General features: G+C 63.3%; 15 protein-coding genes. 1 reads left to right on the forward strand and 14 read right to left on the reverse strand.

Going from position 1 to position 14804, the window contains the following annotated elements:
- The first annotated feature begins 179 nt into the window (after positions 1-179).
- Positions 180-455: a hypothetical protein gene (locus FHS78_RS03020; RefSeq protein ID WP_167090200.1), complete on the forward strand. Its 276-nt coding sequence runs from the start codon at positions 180-182 to the stop codon at positions 453-455.
- On the opposite strand, the gene FHS78_RS03025 is transcribed toward FHS78_RS03020, so the two are convergent.
- The 14 genes from FHS78_RS03025 to FHS78_RS03090 form a co-directional block, all read right to left on the reverse strand.
- Positions 452-805, reverse strand: coding sequence for a hypothetical protein (locus FHS78_RS03025; protein WP_167090202.1), 354 nt, complete (start codon positions 803-805; stop codon positions 452-454). The genes FHS78_RS03020 and FHS78_RS03025 overlap by 4 nt on opposite strands.
- Positions 805-1908, reverse strand: coding sequence for a hypothetical protein (locus tag FHS78_RS03030; RefSeq protein WP_167090204.1), 1104 nt, complete (start codon positions 1906-1908; stop codon positions 805-807). Before FHS78_RS03030 ends, FHS78_RS03025 begins: the two co-directional genes overlap by 1 nt.
- Positions 1908-2666 carry a hypothetical protein gene (locus tag FHS78_RS03035; protein ID WP_167090206.1) on the reverse strand — a complete coding sequence of 253 codons (759 nt, stop codon included), beginning with the start codon at positions 2664-2666 and terminating at the stop codon, positions 1908-1910. The genes FHS78_RS03030 and FHS78_RS03035 overlap by 1 nt, the downstream gene beginning before the upstream one ends.
- The gene (locus FHS78_RS03040; RefSeq protein ID WP_167090208.1) at positions 2663-4156 is read right to left on the reverse strand and encodes a hypothetical protein; all 1494 of its coding nucleotides are present in this window, start codon (positions 4154-4156) and stop codon (positions 2663-2665) included. Before FHS78_RS03040 ends, FHS78_RS03035 begins: the two co-directional genes overlap by 4 nt.
- On the reverse strand, positions 4157-4486 hold the full coding sequence (locus FHS78_RS03045; RefSeq protein WP_167090210.1) for a hypothetical protein: 330 nt from the start codon (positions 4484-4486) through the stop codon (positions 4157-4159).
- Positions 4483-4890 carry a phage tail fiber protein gene (locus tag FHS78_RS03050; protein WP_167090212.1) on the reverse strand — a complete coding sequence of 136 codons (408 nt, stop codon included), beginning with the start codon at positions 4888-4890 and terminating at the stop codon, positions 4483-4485. Before FHS78_RS03050 ends, FHS78_RS03045 begins: the two co-directional genes overlap by 4 nt.
- Positions 4891-4893: 3 nt before the next feature.
- Positions 4894-9669, reverse strand: a complete 4776-nt coding sequence (locus FHS78_RS03055) for a phage tail length tape measure family protein (protein ID WP_167090214.1) — start codon at positions 9667-9669, stop codon at positions 4894-4896.
- Complete coding sequence (locus tag FHS78_RS19740; protein ID WP_425500286.1) at positions 9638-9961, reverse strand: phage tail assembly chaperone; 324 nt, start codon at positions 9959-9961, stop codon at positions 9638-9640. Before FHS78_RS19740 ends, FHS78_RS03055 begins: the two co-directional genes overlap by 32 nt.
- A gap of 11 nt (positions 9962-9972) precedes the next feature.
- The gene (locus FHS78_RS03065) at positions 9973-10434 is read right to left on the reverse strand and encodes a hypothetical protein (protein ID WP_167090217.1); all 462 of its coding nucleotides are present in this window, start codon (positions 10432-10434) and stop codon (positions 9973-9975) included.
- A 114-nt stretch (positions 10435-10548) separates the two neighbouring features.
- On the reverse strand, positions 10549-11724 hold the full coding sequence (locus FHS78_RS03070) for a phage tail tube protein (RefSeq protein ID WP_167090219.1): 1176 nt from the start codon (positions 11722-11724) through the stop codon (positions 10549-10551).
- Positions 11725-11787: 63 nt separating this feature from the next.
- Positions 11788-12204: a phage tail terminator-like protein gene (locus tag FHS78_RS03075; protein ID WP_167090221.1), complete on the reverse strand. Its 417-nt coding sequence runs from the start codon at positions 12202-12204 to the stop codon at positions 11788-11790.
- Complete coding sequence (locus tag FHS78_RS03080) at positions 12201-12827, reverse strand: hypothetical protein (RefSeq protein WP_167090223.1); 627 nt, start codon at positions 12825-12827, stop codon at positions 12201-12203. Before FHS78_RS03080 ends, FHS78_RS03075 begins: the two co-directional genes overlap by 4 nt.
- On the reverse strand, positions 12827-13660 hold the full coding sequence (locus FHS78_RS03085) for a head-tail joining protein (RefSeq protein ID WP_167090225.1): 834 nt from the start codon (positions 13658-13660) through the stop codon (positions 12827-12829). The genes FHS78_RS03080 and FHS78_RS03085 overlap by 1 nt, the downstream gene beginning before the upstream one ends.
- Before the next feature lie 64 nt (positions 13661-13724).
- The gene (locus FHS78_RS03090) at positions 13725-14780 is read right to left on the reverse strand and encodes a major capsid protein (protein WP_167090227.1); all 1056 of its coding nucleotides are present in this window, start codon (positions 14778-14780) and stop codon (positions 13725-13727) included.
- Positions 14781-14804 lie beyond the last annotated feature (24 nt).

Genomic DNA, 14804 nt, shown 5'->3' on the forward strand with positions numbered 1-14804 from the left:
AAAAGCCGCCCTGAGGCGGCGTGGTAGGGTGAGGGACGGTGACGCGGCCGAAGTTCAACCTTGGCCGCGGGCGCTTTCCGTGCCTCCGGTAAACAGCACCGGAAGAAATCAACCTCATCCCAGAACCCCAGCCGCACCATTTGTGTGGGATAGCTTGAAATCGATCCAGGGAGATGCCTATGGTTATGCTTTTCAGGGAGGAGAAGATGGACACCGTTGCATCGACTATCGGATACGGCTTCCTGTCGCTTTCGGCGATTTATGTGGTCGGCGCTATTGTCGTGAGGGCCCGCGAAAGCATTGAGTTCGCTGAGGTTACCAAGAGGCCGGATAGGGCCAAGGTGGCGCTGGCTGCATTTCTCGGGAGATACGGCGAGACGCATGATGGCAAATACTCGCCCGTCGATCTGTCGAGGGAGGCGCTTGCCGCCGCCTGTCGCCAGCCCGACTATTAGCCTGCCGATCCTTCGGCGCGCTGTTTGCGCTCCGCATAGGCGGCTTTGGCCGACATGATGCGATAGGGCACATCAGGAACGTCTTTGGCGGCGATACGGCAAAGCAACTCGTCATCCGTTTCGTCGCGATATTGAGCCGGCGAAACGATTTCGGCGCGCTTGCGCTTTTCCTTCTTCATGACCGGCTCGCCATTCTTCTTTTTTTTTCCAGTCGCGACCTCGACCTCGTAGTAGACGTCCCGGGAAACCTCCTCCTTCACTAGGATGCGGCCCCGGAATTTCTCTGCCGGCACGACGATGCTGATGCCGCCTTCGGCCTTCTCATTTTCGTAAACGATGACCTTATCCATCAGATGTCTCCATACACTGCCGCCATGACCAGGCTCTCATCCCAGAGCACCTGGTTCTGGTGGTACGTTTTGATAGTAAAGGCGCTGGTGCTGTCTATCTCCACGCCGATGGTGTGAAGAGGGGAATTCATGCCGGGGATTACCGCATAATCCGTGTTGGCCATGGTGATGCCGAGGTTCACCGTGTGATTGCCGGTGCCGTTATCGGTCAGTGAGCTGACATTGTAGCTGTCGCGAATGGCCGCGGTCCCGGTGCCGTCATAGTTCACCCAGGCCTTCGCGATGCCCTGATGGTACTTGAGCAGGTCGGCCGTCGGCACGACACCGGAGGCTTCCGAGGTCACTTCCGCGCCTGTCGAAAGCTCGACCGTCCCCAGCGCCGCCGTGGTCGCCGCGGCTGTCTTACTATCCACAAACTGCTTCGTCGCGATGCCCAGCGCCTCCGTGGGATCGCCCTTAATCGTGATGAGGCCGGTGGTTGTATTCACCAAGAAAGGGGTGTCGATATACTCGCCGGCGCCGCTATAGCGCTCAATGACATAGTCTTGACCGGATGCGCGGCGTCCGGATTTCCACCTTTTGATACCGCCGATTCGGAAATTGATTAGGGAATCATTGCCCGCACCGCCATTGAGAATCAAAGCGTTCTCTGCGCCATAAACCTCTATTTCTAGATTGTTAGACAGCTTGCCGCCCGCCTTCGGCAGGAACGGTCCACCCAGCTCGAACCCGGTGCCGCCCGCATTGACCACCACGCCCTTCCCGGCATCGCCGCCCTGAAGCGCGGCGGCCAGGAACACCATCAGCTTCGCCGACATGGTGCAGAAAATGTCCTTCGCCTCGCTGTCCGGCCAGTTGACCGGGTCGCCGCCATTGGTGGACGACAAGATGAGATCGCGCGTGATGGCGTTCCCCGCCCCGACCGTGCCGAGGAATATCTCCGCATCGGAGCCGGAGCGGACGCAGAAGCAGGACTGGTTGCTCTCGCCGATCGCCGCCGCGATGGTCAGATATCCCGCGGCGGCGGTGCCGGAACTCGTATAATTCCCGGTGCCGGACGTCGTCGTCGTTTCCTTCGCATTGTCGGCAATAACGAAAGCCATTACAGGCGCCCCTCTATCACATAGGTTTTGGAATCGCGCAGGACATTGCGCGCCACGATGTCGGTCGGGTCGCGTACGAGGCCGATGATCGTGTCGCGGCTCACATGCTCGCCCAGCGCATCGATGGAGATCAGAAGGTCGATTTCCGTTCCGTTGACCCGGTCCACTTCCTGGAGGATCAGCGATTCGTCCGCGTTCAGATTGTCGAAGCTGAGTTTCCAGCGGCGCCAGTTCGGCTTGCGGTCGATATAGATCTGGCCGCCAAGGGACTGCGACCGCCTGGAGAGCGAGGCATAGCCCTTCGCCCGGCCATAGCTGTCATTGATCTCGAAGAACATGCCGCCGGAGACGAAAATCCGCCCGGCCTGCGCATAGGAAAGCGCCTCGTCGGCCATGTCGATCCGCACATATTGTCCGGACACCGCTTCTTCGAGGATATGAACGAACTGCCCGCTCGCCGGATCGCACACGCCCGTCATCGCGCCGCTGTCATAGGCCGACGACGCGAAATCCGGATCGTCGCCGATCCGCACCCGCATTTGCGTCGTGGCAAGCCCGTTGAAGCCGCCCAGCGCGACGACATTGATATCGGCCGCGCCCGCCAGATTGGCCTGTGCCCAGCACGGCACGGCTTTCGAGCGCCATTTCTTCGCAAACCATTCCTGTTGCAGATAGGTCGCGGGCAGCGTCGGCCAGGCCGTGTCGGTGGAGATATAGCCCGCATCGGCCAGGTTCTCGCTGGCAAGAAACGTCTTCATACGAACACCGTCATCTTCACCCTGTTCTGGGCCGCATTGTCGGCCACGCTCAACACCTTGGCCGCCCGGCCCGCCGCGAGGTCGAAACGCGGATATCGCAGCTTCACCACGGCGCCGGGGTCCAGCGTGTAGGGCTGGGCATCCGCCACGACCTCATAGAAGGCCCGCGGCTCGCGCGTGAGGACCAGCAGGCGCGCCGCTTCGGCGTCGGCATCGGATTTCAGCGCGAAGAACGACCGCACCGCCGGGGCGTCCTGCGCGAGCAGGAATGCCGTCCGCGTCGTATTGTCCTGCGCGGAGCCATAGCGATATTCCTCGGCCAGATAGGCCAGCCGGGCCGTGGAAACGCCCGATGCGAGCCCGCCCTTCTGCACGGTCCAGTTTCGCCGGTAGCCCACCCGCCGCCGCCAGCAGGGCGGGTAGAAACCGGAGGGCGGCTGAAGCCGTTCGATGCTCTTGATTTCCAGTTCGGTGAAAGTCGCCGCCGGATCGCCTTCCGGCTCGCCGAATATGCCGACCTGCAGAATGCCGTCGCGCGTGAAACAGCGGAAACCGCCGATACCGCCCAGCAATTCGCCGATCGCCGTCGATATGTTGATGTCTTCCGTCGCGCAATAGCCCACCGCCGCGGGCTGGATTGCATTCATGGCGGCAAAAGCGGCAAGGTCCAGCCGGTCATCGCTCCAGCCGCCATTCTCCGTCGCCATCGCCTTGACGATATCCGCCGTCGTCTCGATATAGACGCCGCCGATTTTCGCGCCATGCACATCCGCGGTGACCTGACCGTCCACCGCCACGGAAGGCGTAATCGTGCCCGCGTCGAGATCCGCGTCGTAATATTCCGGCTCCAGCGGCACCCCGTCCACATAGACCGCGTCGACGGACTGCATCGGGCCGTCATGGACCTGCCAGACATTGTTCAGCGGATCGACAAGCGTCGCAGGCACGTTCTCGCACACGCCCCAGCATTGCTGGATCGGCTTTCCGGCCAGGTCGTCCGTGCCGTCATTGCCGCCCGTGCCGCCGTAATAGGCCCGCGCGAGCGGCACTTCGAGCTGGTAACCCCAGTCGCGCAGCGTGATGAGAACGCCCGCCTCGGTAAGCTGCCATCCCTCCGCCGCGCCGTCGAAAACGGTGCCGAACTCCGGATAGGAAAAGCTGTCCGGATCGCCCAGCCGGATCGTGACGCGCCGCCCGTCTATGGCGTGGTTGGACACGATGCCGTCGTAGTAACCGTCGCTGTTCTCGAGTTCCATCGATCCGAAGCCGATGGAGGCCGCGCCGCCGATGCCCGCATTGTCGATGATCGACCGCTCCATCGCGGGCGGCGATTTCAGCCGTCCCTCGAAATGGATATTGGCCGGCATGTCGTCCGGCTCGGTCGTGAAGCCCTCCGTCGCCGCGTAGACGACCTGTTCCTCATAGACCACGGCCAGCTCGACGGGAAACCCGCCTATCGGCGCGATGCCCAGGGCATGAAATCCCAACATCTATCGAAACCTGCGAACGGTGAGCTCTACCGAATAGACGCGATGCGCCGTCGGGGCGTTGATGAGGCGGCGGAACTTGCCGATCTCGACGTCGCCGCCCGCCTGAAGCGTCAGGTCGCCCAGCAGGAACGCGGCGCCGGGGATCAGCAGCACCCCGTCCGCCTCGAAGCCGAACGCGCCGGAAAACGCCGCCCCGCCGGGGATCGACACATAGCCCATCGCCTCGAAGGCCGCCCCGCCGGTAAAGGCGGCCGCCCCGCCCGCATAGGCGACCGATGCGCGGACCCCGCCGAAGGGAACGACGCCTATCGCCTCGCCGCCGGGTATCATTCGAAGGACAGCTTGATCTCGCCGGCGGGCATCTTGTAGTCGTCGCCCACTTTCACGACGCGCGAGGCGTTGAGCGCCACTGACGCCAGCACATTGCCCGCGCCGATGGTGCCGCTGTCCATCAGGGCGGCATGGGTCAGGGTGCCCCAGTCGCTGTTGGCGCACGGCCCGAAGGCATGGTCCGACCCGTTCACGGACATCGACCCGTCGACGGACGCCGTCATGTCGGCCGTGACGGGCTGCCGGGCATATCCGACGCCGGAAGGCACCTCGTCGTCGAGAGAGCCCTCCTCGCCCGGATCTGCCGTGAAGAGCGCGACATAGACGCCGCCCGGCATCGTGTAGGCCGTCTTGCCCAGCACATGATTGATGAGCTTGCTCTCCAGATAGTTCGATGCCGTCATGCCCTACCTCTTTGCCTGGATGCTGGCGTATTGGCGGTTCCGGGACGTTTCCTTCGCCAGTTCGTCGACGGACCTGCGCAGATCCGCGAGCTCTTCACGAAACACACGCGCCAGCCCGTTGAAGCCCTGCGTGGAAATGTCCGAAAGCTGGCCGATGGCGGCGGTCGTGCCGGAATTGTCGTTCGACGGCATGGAGACCGCCGGCACATAGCCGGAATTGAGCGCGTCGAAGAAGCCGACGCCGAACCGGGTCACCGCGCTGGCCGTGTTCACATATTCGCCCGCCGACAGGCGGCGCAGATTGCTGTCCGAGGTCGGGCCGCCCATGCCGGTCACAAGCCCGCCCGTCGCCTGCCCCGGCACCGCGCCCAGCGCCGTGGCGATATCCGCCAGCAATTCGCGCGTCTGGTCGCCCTCGTCCTTCAGCGTCTCGATATTCAGCAGGAAATTGCCGTTGAGATCGTCGAGCGTCGGCTCGATCCCGGCGAGAATTTCCGCCTCCGACGCCACGAGTTGGTCGATCAACGGCGAGATCGCCGTATTGATTTCGTCGAGGACGGAAGTCGGATCGACGCTGCCGATCGCACCGTCCACGACATCCACGATCTGGTTGAGCGAGCCCGTCACCTGCTCATAGGCCTGCTGGTAGACGCTTCCCGATGCGCCATAGTCGCGCGCGAGCGTCAGATAGTCCTGCGCCGCCTGGGCCAGATCGCCCATCACCGACGAATCGCCGGCAAGGGCGCGGGCGCTCAATTCGTCGAAACTGCCCTGCGCGGCGGCAAGCTGTTCGCGGGGCGTCAGATTGGAGAGCGACCCGCTATTGAGGCTTTCGAGGAAGTTGCGCAGCGGCGCCGTGGCGCCGGTCAGGTTCCGCGCGAGGTCCGCATAGTTCTTTCCGGCCTCGTCCAGAAGTCCCAGCGCCACCTCATTGCCGTCCGCCGCCTTCGCGGCCACGTCGCGGAACAGCGACTGCGCGGCCTGGAACTTCTCATAGGTCGACTGGCCGCTCGTACTGATCGTTTCCTGCAGGGCCTGAAGCGGCGTCAGGAACTGGTCGATATAGCCATGCACCGTGGCGGCGAAATTCGTGCGGACGCCCTGCTCGAGATTGCGAAGCTGCTGCGCTTCCGCGTCGTTGACGTCTTCCACGGCCAGTTGCAGCTCGATGGCCTTCGCCCGAAGCTCCTCGAACGTATCGATCAGCGTCTGAAGCTGCTCTTCCGCCTGGTTGACGCTTTCCGTCTGCCCGAGCGCCTTGATCTGTGCCGCCACATCGAGATTGGCGAGAATGTCTTCCCCGCTCCCGCCCATTTCGAGGATGCGCTTGTAATCGGCATCCTCGATATCGGTGATCTGCTTCGCCAGTGCCTCCACCATGAAGTTGAGTGCCTTTTCGGCGCCGGACTTGGAATTGGCAAAGCTGGCGGTGTCGCCGAATTGCGGCGTATTGACGCCGATGCCCGCCTCGCCGACGCCGACCACGATGCCGTCGCGCGAGCCGACCTTGGCAAAGGCCGACTCGGGAAGAACGCCGCCCGTCAAGGCCTCGATCTGCATGGCGATTTGACTGAACGAGTCGATCAGATTGCCCGAGGCATCCAGATTGGCCTGTGAGAACTCGGCAGGGTTGTAATAGGTGCCGGATACTTCGCCCGCTCGCAGGTCGAACGATGTCTGGGCGAACATATCGGAGGGCTGATCGTTGCCGAAGAACCCGCCGATGACCGAGCCGGCAATGGACCCGATGATCGTGCCGACGCCCGGAATGATCGAACCGATAGCGCCGCCCAGCGCACCGCCGATGGAAGAGCCGGTGGAATTGCCGAGACCGAGCGCGCCGTACAGGCTGCCGACGCCGTAGCCGATGCCGCCGGAGCCGAGAATGTTGCCGAGGCCCGCCAGCGCCTGTCCGGCACCCGATACGGACACGGGGCCGATGCCCGACGCCGCGGGTGTGGAAAGGCCAAGCCACTGGCCGACGGAGCCGGTGACAAAGCTGTTCCCGAGCGTGCTGTTATAGCTCAGCAGGCTGTCAAACCCCGACAGAATGCCGCCATTCCCCAGACTGAAGAGATCGCCGATGCCCCCGCCGCCGGTGGCCGCGTTTGCGGCCGCACCCGCGCCGCCGGCACCGCCGGACGGCGCCACGATGCCGAACAGGCCGGAATTCGAGCCAACGACATCCGTCAGGATCGGAACGACGATCGCGTTCTCGGCGGCCGTCAGGGCAGCATTGACGAGGAAGCGCTTCAGGCCCGCGCGCGCCGTCTCCCAGAGATCGTCGAACGCCGCCTTGCCGCCATCGGTCGCATTGGTGATGCCGTCGAGGAGATAGGAGCGGATATCGTCGCTGTACTGACGGGCCTGATCGCCGACGTCGTTCCAGAAGCGTTCCTGCTCCTCATAGGCTTTCTGCCGGTCGAAATCGGCCATGGCCCGATTGATGTCGTCGACATTGCCGCGATATTTTTCCGTCACCTCGTTCAGGCGCACCTGCCGTTCGATGGCAAGCTCTTCTTCATGTTTCAGCGTCGGATCGACGATCATGGCCGCCCGCGCCTTGCGCGCGGCGATCTCCGCGTCCATCGCCGCTTTCGCATGATCGACAACGGCCTGGGTATGCGCGGTCGCGTCCGCCAGCTCCCTTTCGGCCGCCGCCATCTTCAGCGCGGCATCCTTGCCGAGGCCCAGCGTCGCGATCCTGGCCTTCTGGGCGATCTCTTCGTCTTTCCCGGCCTTGATGGACACCTCATAGGCCGCCGCGATGGCGGTCTGCGCGGACGCCTGTTCGTCGAGTAGACGAATATTGTCGGTCACGGCGGTCATGCTCCGCGCCAGCGCAGCCTGATAGGCCTTCTCCGCGACAGCCTGTGCATCCGTTTCCTCGGCCCCTTTGCGCCGCCACGCAATCAATGTTTCCTGCTGCGCACGATAGGCGTCCCGTATTGCCGACGATCGACTCAGGACATCCATCTCCCGCTCGTAAGCGTCGATCTGGTCCTTCACCTGATTCCGGATCGCCGGATCGCCACCGAAGCTATCCGCACCGATCTCTCGACGGAACTGGGCGAAGTTCTTGTCGTATGGCGTGCCCGTGTCGCTTGTCGGCGGCGAATTCGAAATCCCGGAGGTCCACTCTCCAAGCTTCAGCCATCCATCGACAAATCCCTGGATGAGGCTGAACGCCGGATCATTCGTAACGTGCGTTACCCAGCCATCCCATGCGGATGTGAGATCGCCGCGGAACAGCCCGGCGATGGAACTGAGGCCGCCATTCAGACTTTCGACCAGATCGACCGCGGCGCCGCTACCCGCAATGGCATCCCGGAGATCGCCCCACTCTCGTTTCGTGTCTTTGATCGAACGCCCGAGCGGCGACATGGCATCGCTGGCCACACCCTTGATCCGCACCGTCAGCGCGTCATAGGCGATATTCAGCGCCGCCGCCTGTTCGCCGTGATCGACGAGATCGCGGATGAGTTTCGCCTGATCGTCGGTCAGGAACTGATAGGCCTCATCCAGCTTGCGAATAGCCGGATATCCCTTGGTCTCCATCTCGACGATCTTGCGCGTGGCCTCCTCCACCGACACGCCGAAGCCGGATGCGAAGTCCGGGGCAAGCCCGGCGGCGTTTTCGATGGCCGCGCCGGACGCGCCGGGGATCGCGAACGCCGCCTTCAGCGCGGTCTGGGCCTCGCCCTTCGCGACACCGAGATCGCGCATCTCTTCCACAAGCTTGTGAACCTGGGAGGCGGATATTTCGGCATCCTTGCCCCATGCACGAAGAGCGGCGCTCATGCCGCGCTCTTCATTTTGCAGGCTCACAGTGCGCGTCAGAACCAGCGCCGTGGTGCCCGCCAGCGCCGCGAGAGCGAGGCGTGTCGGCGTGATGACGCTGAGAACCAGCGCGAGCGAATTCCGCACACCGCCCATCGCCGTGGTCACCTGAGGGCCCTGCTGCGCAAGAATGGTAAACGGGTTCGTTCCCATCTGCATCTGAATGAAGATGTCTTGCATCTGCTGCCAGAATTGCGCCACCTGCCAGCTCTGCAGCTTCACCGCGCCGGTATGGCCGATGATCGCCTTCTGCGACTGCTGTATCGCATTCACCTGATGACGATAGGCGCCTTCGTTCATCTTGAGCGCCGTCGCGGCTTCCTGTGCCGTGATGGCCCCGGTGCGCTGCGCCTGATTGATCTGTTCGATCTCGCGCTCGAAATTCGCCTGTGCGGCGGCAAGCGGCGCATATCGCTGCTGAAGACGGTCCAGTTCCTGCCCATAGGCGGCGACGTCGGCCGCGCGCTGCGTCGCGTTGAAATCGTCTTTCACGCCAAGTTGGGCGTTGTAGGCAGCCTGAGCATCCTGCGCCCGCATTGCCGCGTTCAGCTTTTCCTGCGCTTCGGCGGCTCCGAGAAGCTTGTCCCAGAGCATGTCGAGATTGCGCGTCTTTTCGTTTTCGGTCGCGAGGCCCTGCGAGATGGCGCGGTTCCAGTCGCGTTCCGCGCGGGAGAGCTGCTGAAGGCTGCGCTCCACGGGGTCCGCCTTGGCGCGCCATGAATCGAGACGCCTCAACGCGCTTTCCTGCGCCGGCGCCAGCTTCGCTTCTGCCTGATTGAGCAGGTCGAAGCCGGACGCCTGACGCCCGGATGCCGCGGCGGCGCGGTCCTGCGACGCCGCCATGGCATCCATCTTGGAAATGACGCGATCCGCCGCCGGCAAGGCCTGGCTGTCGTCAATGATGACCTCATTGACGAGCGTGTTCAGCTCCTTCGGCATGCGGATGGTCCTCGGTCGAACTTCCCTGCCGCTGGCGGCACACCGAGACGAATTCCTCGTCTATGGCATGCACGAAGCGGATCGCCCGGTCGATTTCCCGGGCGTCGGGTTCGCGTTCGACTTGCGTCATATAGGTGATGATGGGGGAAGACGGGATAGGCCCTATCCCACCCATGGGCGGCGATTTACGGTCGAATTTCAGGACACTGAATATCCGCCAGAAACGCGCGGCGTAGATGGTGAGAACGGGAGGATTGGCCCAGCGATCCGGAACTTTCTCCCCGTCTTCGATATAGGCCCGCGCTACTCGTTCGGCGTGTTCGCGCCACTGGAACTCCCAGTGCGCGAACGACCGGAGTTTTTTTCCAGCACCGCGTCGTTGGCCTGCTGGAAATTCTTCTCGTCCAGCGAGATCTGGATGAACCTGTTCCGGAGGGCCTTGTATTTGGGCGCCTTGAGGATGAGGCCCAGACGCTCGCAATCCTCTTCCTTCGACAGGTCGAATGTCAGCAGGTTGCCGTCGGCGGCGAAGCCCACGAATTCGGTCAGCAGCCCCTTGGCAATCCACTGCGCATTCAGGCTGTCGAGTACGTCCTTGGGGATATCCGTCCAGGTCGCATAGGGCTTCCAGAGCTCTTCCCGGATTTTCTGCGCACGGGTGGAGCCCGCGGAGCGGATGCGGATGTGGGAGTCTTCACCGAATTCAACCTTCTTGCCCTCTTCAAAGAGCTTCGTGTCGACGGCGAGTTCGTCTAGGTCGATCATTGTCTTCCTCATTGGGGTTAAAACCGGCCCGGCGAACCCCATGACGCCGGGCCGGGCGTCGCGCGACAAAACCCCGCCGGAGCGGGGATGGGGTTATTCGGATTTCGAGGGCGATCAGGAACCGCTCATGCGATCCAGCTGGATCGTGCAGCCGAAGGCCTCGCTCGGATTGGCGGACCAGTTGAATTCCGCCATCACGGGCTGGTTCGGACCGCCGACAACGACCCGCGAGGAGCCCAGCACCAGCTCCGGCACCGTCACGACATAGGTATTGCCGTCCACATCGGTTACCCGGTAGCTCTGGAGGAGGCCTTCTTCCGACTTGTACTTGTCGTAATAGTCGTAATCCTCGAAGAAGATCTGCATCGTGCCCGTCGCCTTGAGCTTGCCGACACTGCCGACGCCCTGCGCCGCCTCGCTGCCCATGGCGAAAGCCATATTGGCGCCCGTCCGCACGAAACTCGTATTCAGGCTCATGACCTTGGCGACGGAAGGCGCTTCGTTCACGACGAAGCCGTTGAAATTGCCGACGGAGTTCATCACCCGGTTGGCGGGCGCGGCGGTGAACCCGGTGCCGAGCGCCGCGACCGCCTTCTCTTCCGATTTGCTGAGGCCGTTGAGCTGGCCGGAGAAAAACTGACCGCGCGAGGCGTTGATCTGGCCGCCGGTCCAGAACGTACCCGGATAGGCAAAGCCCAGGCCGCTGGCGAGGCGCTTCTGCATGGTGTAGCTGGTGAAGATCTTCGCATTGCGCAGCATGGACCCGGTGATGGCGACGGTCGCGCCCGCGCTTTCGTCCGTCAGATCCGCATCCACCGTCAGCGTCTGGCTGTCCGCCTTGGTCAGGACGCGATAGAAGCCGTCATTGTCGGAGGTGCCGGCAACCTTGATATGCTGGCCGACGACGACATCCGTAAAGGTTCCCACGGTATCTGCGGCAATCGTATTGCCCGACGCCGCGAAAGAGATGCCGTCGTCGCTGATCGCAAGATCGTCGGTCCATGCGCCGGTCAGCGCACCGGCATAGAGATCGTCCATGTTCCGGTAGGAAATACCGAACTGCAGCCCGCCATTGGCCTGAACATCCTGCGTCGTTTCGGCGGCCGACTGCCAGTCGTCGCGGATTTCCGGGGGGTCGCTCCGGTTCTTCTGTTCGGCGAGGCTTTCGTTGTTCACGCGAACCTTCTGGTAGTTCACCCCCGTGGGCGACACACCCCATGTCGCCTCGGGCGCATAGGCGAGTTCGAGGTCGTTACTGTCGGTGCCCGCCAGATAAGCAGTCGTCGGCATGGTCGTATCTCCCATGAAAAAAGCCCGCCGAAGCGGGCTCGATTGAATGTCGGTTCGGGTCGGTCAGATGGACAGGTAGCGGTAGCCGATGCCGTAGCTCAGCCCCCACCACACGCCGGGAACGCCTTCCGGCTCCCGCCAACCGCTTTGCCCGGCCATGCGCTCGTCGCAGCGCAGCCCGGACAGATCCTTGAAGGCAAATATTTCCCAGATGGCGTCGGCGATGTTCCGGGCCAGCTGATCGCCGGTCCCCTTCGGCACATAGACATCCACCATGAACGCCCCGGTCTCGTCTCTCAGTGGCGCGGCCGGCTCGCCAATATCGCCCCGCCCTATGTGCGAGCCGGGAAAACGCACCTCGAACCATTGCAGCCCGCCGGGGTCGAAATCCGTATTCGGTTCACGGCGCCGCGCCAGCGCGGCATTCCAATGGGCGTCGAGCGTCGCGTTGACGATACTGGCGACGGCATCGCTGCTCATACCCGGCTCCGTTTCGGCGAAAGTTCGATATAGGGGTAGCGATTGTCCCGGATACGAGGATCTTCGCCCAGGAAGGCGCCATAGCCGAACTTCACCTGCACGACGTTTCCATACCGTGCACGGATGACCTTCGACGCGACTTCGTAAATCCCGTCCGGCGCCTGCTTCTTCGACCAGCCCTTTTCAAGGCGGCGCGCATAGGGCAGCAGATTGACGAAGGTCACCACGTCGTCGACTTCGATCTTGACCGGCGGCGGCCCGACTTCTTCGCCATTGACCATCAGAAGATGGTTCTTGCGATACACGATATTGTCGGCATCCGGTCGCATATCGACAGGCGACATCGTGGCAATCGTCTCCCACGCAAAATCGATTGCCGCCTCATGAACGGCGAAGAGAGCGACAACCGTTCCGCCCGGTTTGACGTTCTCGATCGCGCCGCCGCGGAGGCCGTCCACGATGACGGTTTTACCGACATCGTACCCGATGGTGGCCCTGTTCATCGCCTCTGCTTCCGCGATGGAACGGCGCGACAGGTCGATAAGCTGCTGTCGCCGCGCCTCGCCCGTCAGCTGGCTGCGCGTCAGCTCGACAGCCGCCCTGAAATTCTTCAGCCGCGCCATCAACCCCTCGCCTGAATATCCCAGGCCACGGGTTGCGCACCCTGATAGATCGGCATGGCGCTCTGCACGTTGAACGCCCGTCCGCCCATGACGATCCGGTCGCCCGCTTTCGGCTCGCTGTCGAGGGCCGACAGGGCGGACTGCATCGCGACAAGCCGCCGGTCGCCCGCCTGAACGCCGCCCATGAATTCCTTCGCGGCATAGCTCGCCACCGCGGCGCGCAACGCGATATCCCGCTTGTAGGTCGGGGTCACCGCCGCACCCGACGCGGCATCGCCCGCAAGGGACGGCGAAATCGGCACCCCGGCGAACTGGCTCATCACCGCCTGCACATCCGCCGTCACCGTGTATTCGGTCCCGCCGATCGTCAGCTTGTCGCCGGCGATCAGCTTGCCCACGGCCAGCGTGGATCTGACGCTGACGGCGCCGTCGCCTGCCCCGGCATCCGCCGCGAGCGTCAACGCCCCGGTCTGGGGCGGGTTCTGCGTCGAGCCGGAGCCCGCCACCGCGCGGTAAAGCACATCCGCGCCCCAGCTCGCCTCAAGCGACCAGAGAAGCCCTTCCGCGTCGTTTTCGACGGGCTGGCAGGCATCGACGGTGAAGGTCTCGCCGCGATACAGCATCGTCGCACCCGCTACAGGGGCCGCGACGAGCGCGCGAAGCACATGAAACGACACCCGTTCGGTCGTGACCGTCACCGGGCCTATGCGAACGGGCTGCCCGCCGCCCTGACGGATGGCCTGACAGGTAATCTGACTTCCCGAGGGAGGCGTATAGGTCGCGGGCGCCCCGCGAAGCTTGAACACCGTCCGGAGATGCGGCGAAAAATCCATGCCAACCCCTCAGAAAGGCGAAAGGCCCCGAACGGGGCCCTTCGCATCGTCGATTGTCCCGGTATCAGGACTTGGTGAGGCGCGCCAGCGAAAGCGGCCGCAGGCACATGGGAAGCGGGTTGGCCTGCACCTCGAAGACGCGAGCCGATTCCGTCTGCCGCTCGCGGCGCTGGATCAGATAGGACGGCAGGCCTTCCGTATTGACGAAATCCCACGTATCGGCCGGGGAGAAAAACGTCTTGAAGAGGCCGGGCACGCCCATCATGAAGGCACGGGCCTTGTCCGGATCGATGGCCACCTTGCCGTCGTCCGACCCGCGATAGTTCACCCAGGTGATATCGCCGGCATAGATGGACGAGAACGCCTTGTTCTCGGTGATGATCTTCGGCGCATTCGCATTGCCGGTCGTACCGGCCTTGCGGGCGGCCACCATTTCCTTGTTGGTGTCCAGATCGTCGAAGAAATTGTCGCCGCAAAGCACCACGATACCGGCCCCGGCGAGCGAAAAGCCGTTCAGCGCCTTCACCATCTGCCGCTTCAGCTTGGTGCAGGTCTTTTTGAAGAGACCCGTATCCTCCGCCATCGTGCTGAACGGGAAGTTGATGGCAGACGGACGGCTCACATCGTAGTGACTGAAATAGTCCCAGAGGACCGTCGTGCCGTCCGCGTCGTAGACGGTGCCGTCGATGGCGCCGAGATACATATGCTCCATCGTATAGCCGAGCGCGGCCTTGAGGCCCGTCGGGCCCTCGATGCGCTTGTAGACAAGGCGCTCGGCCGTCTCCAGCAGGCTGGCCGTGCCGAGCTGACGCTTGCCGGCAATCTGCTCGGCATAGAGCACCGCTTCGCGGGCGAGGCGGCGCGTCCGGGCGGAGCGCATGACGCCCTTCGGGTTCTCGCTCTGCTCCGGCGCCGATCCGGGCGGCGAAGTGGAAATCAGCGAGAGGCTACCCTCCTCGTCGTCGAATTCCACGGTGCGGGTATAGACACCCTCGCCGGTGAAAATGCCCAGGCTGCCCAGAAGCCCCGGAACATAGGGAATGTGCTGGTTGACGAACGACGTCATCGTCGCATTCGAGAATGCGTCGTTGTCGAAAATGTCGAGAGTGAGTTCGGCCATGATGCGCCTCCTAGCGCTGCTCGC

The sequence above is a fragment of the Parvibaculum indicum genome (genome assembly GCF_011762095.1).
GTDB lineage: Bacteria > Pseudomonadota > Alphaproteobacteria > Parvibaculales > Parvibaculaceae > Parvibaculum > Parvibaculum indicum.

Excerpts from the sequence above, each read along its gene's own strand:
- FHS78_RS03020 (WP_167090200.1), top strand. The coding sequence starts at position 180 with ATGGTTATGCTTTTCAGGGAGGAGAAGATGGACACCGTTGCATCGACT.
- FHS78_RS03075 (WP_167090221.1), bottom strand. The coding sequence starts at position 12,204 with ATGAGCAGCGATGCCGTCGCCAGTATCGTCAACGCGACGCTCGACGCC.
- FHS78_RS03065 (WP_167090217.1), bottom strand. The coding sequence starts at position 10,434 with ATGATCGACCTAGACGAACTCGCCGTCGACACGAAGCTCTTTGAAGAG.
- FHS78_RS03055 (WP_167090214.1), bottom strand. The coding sequence starts at position 9,669 with ATGCCGAAGGAGCTGAACACGCTCGTCAATGAGGTCATCATTGACGAC.
- FHS78_RS03050 (WP_167090212.1), bottom strand. The coding sequence starts at position 4,890 with ATGACGGCATCGAACTATCTGGAGAGCAAGCTCATCAATCATGTGCTG.
- FHS78_RS03025 (WP_167090202.1), bottom strand. The coding sequence starts at position 805 with ATGGATAAGGTCATCGTTTACGAAAATGAGAAGGCCGAAGGCGGCATC.
- FHS78_RS03045 (WP_167090210.1), bottom strand. The coding sequence starts at position 4,486 with ATGATACCCGGCGGCGAGGCGATAGGCGTCGTTCCCTTCGGCGGGGTC.
- FHS78_RS03070 (WP_167090219.1), bottom strand. The coding sequence starts at position 11,724 with ATGCCGACGACTGCTTATCTGGCGGGCACCGACAGTAACGACCTCGAA.
- FHS78_RS03090 (WP_167090227.1), bottom strand. The coding sequence starts at position 14,780 with ATGGCCGAACTCACTCTCGACATTTTCGACAACGACGCATTCTCGAAT.
- FHS78_RS03030 (WP_167090204.1), bottom strand. The coding sequence starts at position 1,908 with ATGGCTTTCGTTATTGCCGACAATGCGAAGGAAACGACGACGACGTCC.
- FHS78_RS03085 (WP_167090225.1), bottom strand. The coding sequence starts at position 13,660 with ATGGATTTTTCGCCGCATCTCCGGACGGTGTTCAAGCTTCGCGGGGCG.
- FHS78_RS03040 (WP_167090208.1), bottom strand. The coding sequence starts at position 4,156 with ATGTTGGGATTTCATGCCCTGGGCATCGCGCCGATAGGCGGGTTTCCC.
- FHS78_RS03080 (WP_167090223.1), bottom strand. The coding sequence starts at position 12,827 with ATGGCGCGGCTGAAGAATTTCAGGGCGGCTGTCGAGCTGACGCGCAGC.
- FHS78_RS03035 (WP_167090206.1), bottom strand. The coding sequence starts at position 2,666 with ATGAAGACGTTTCTTGCCAGCGAGAACCTGGCCGATGCGGGCTATATC.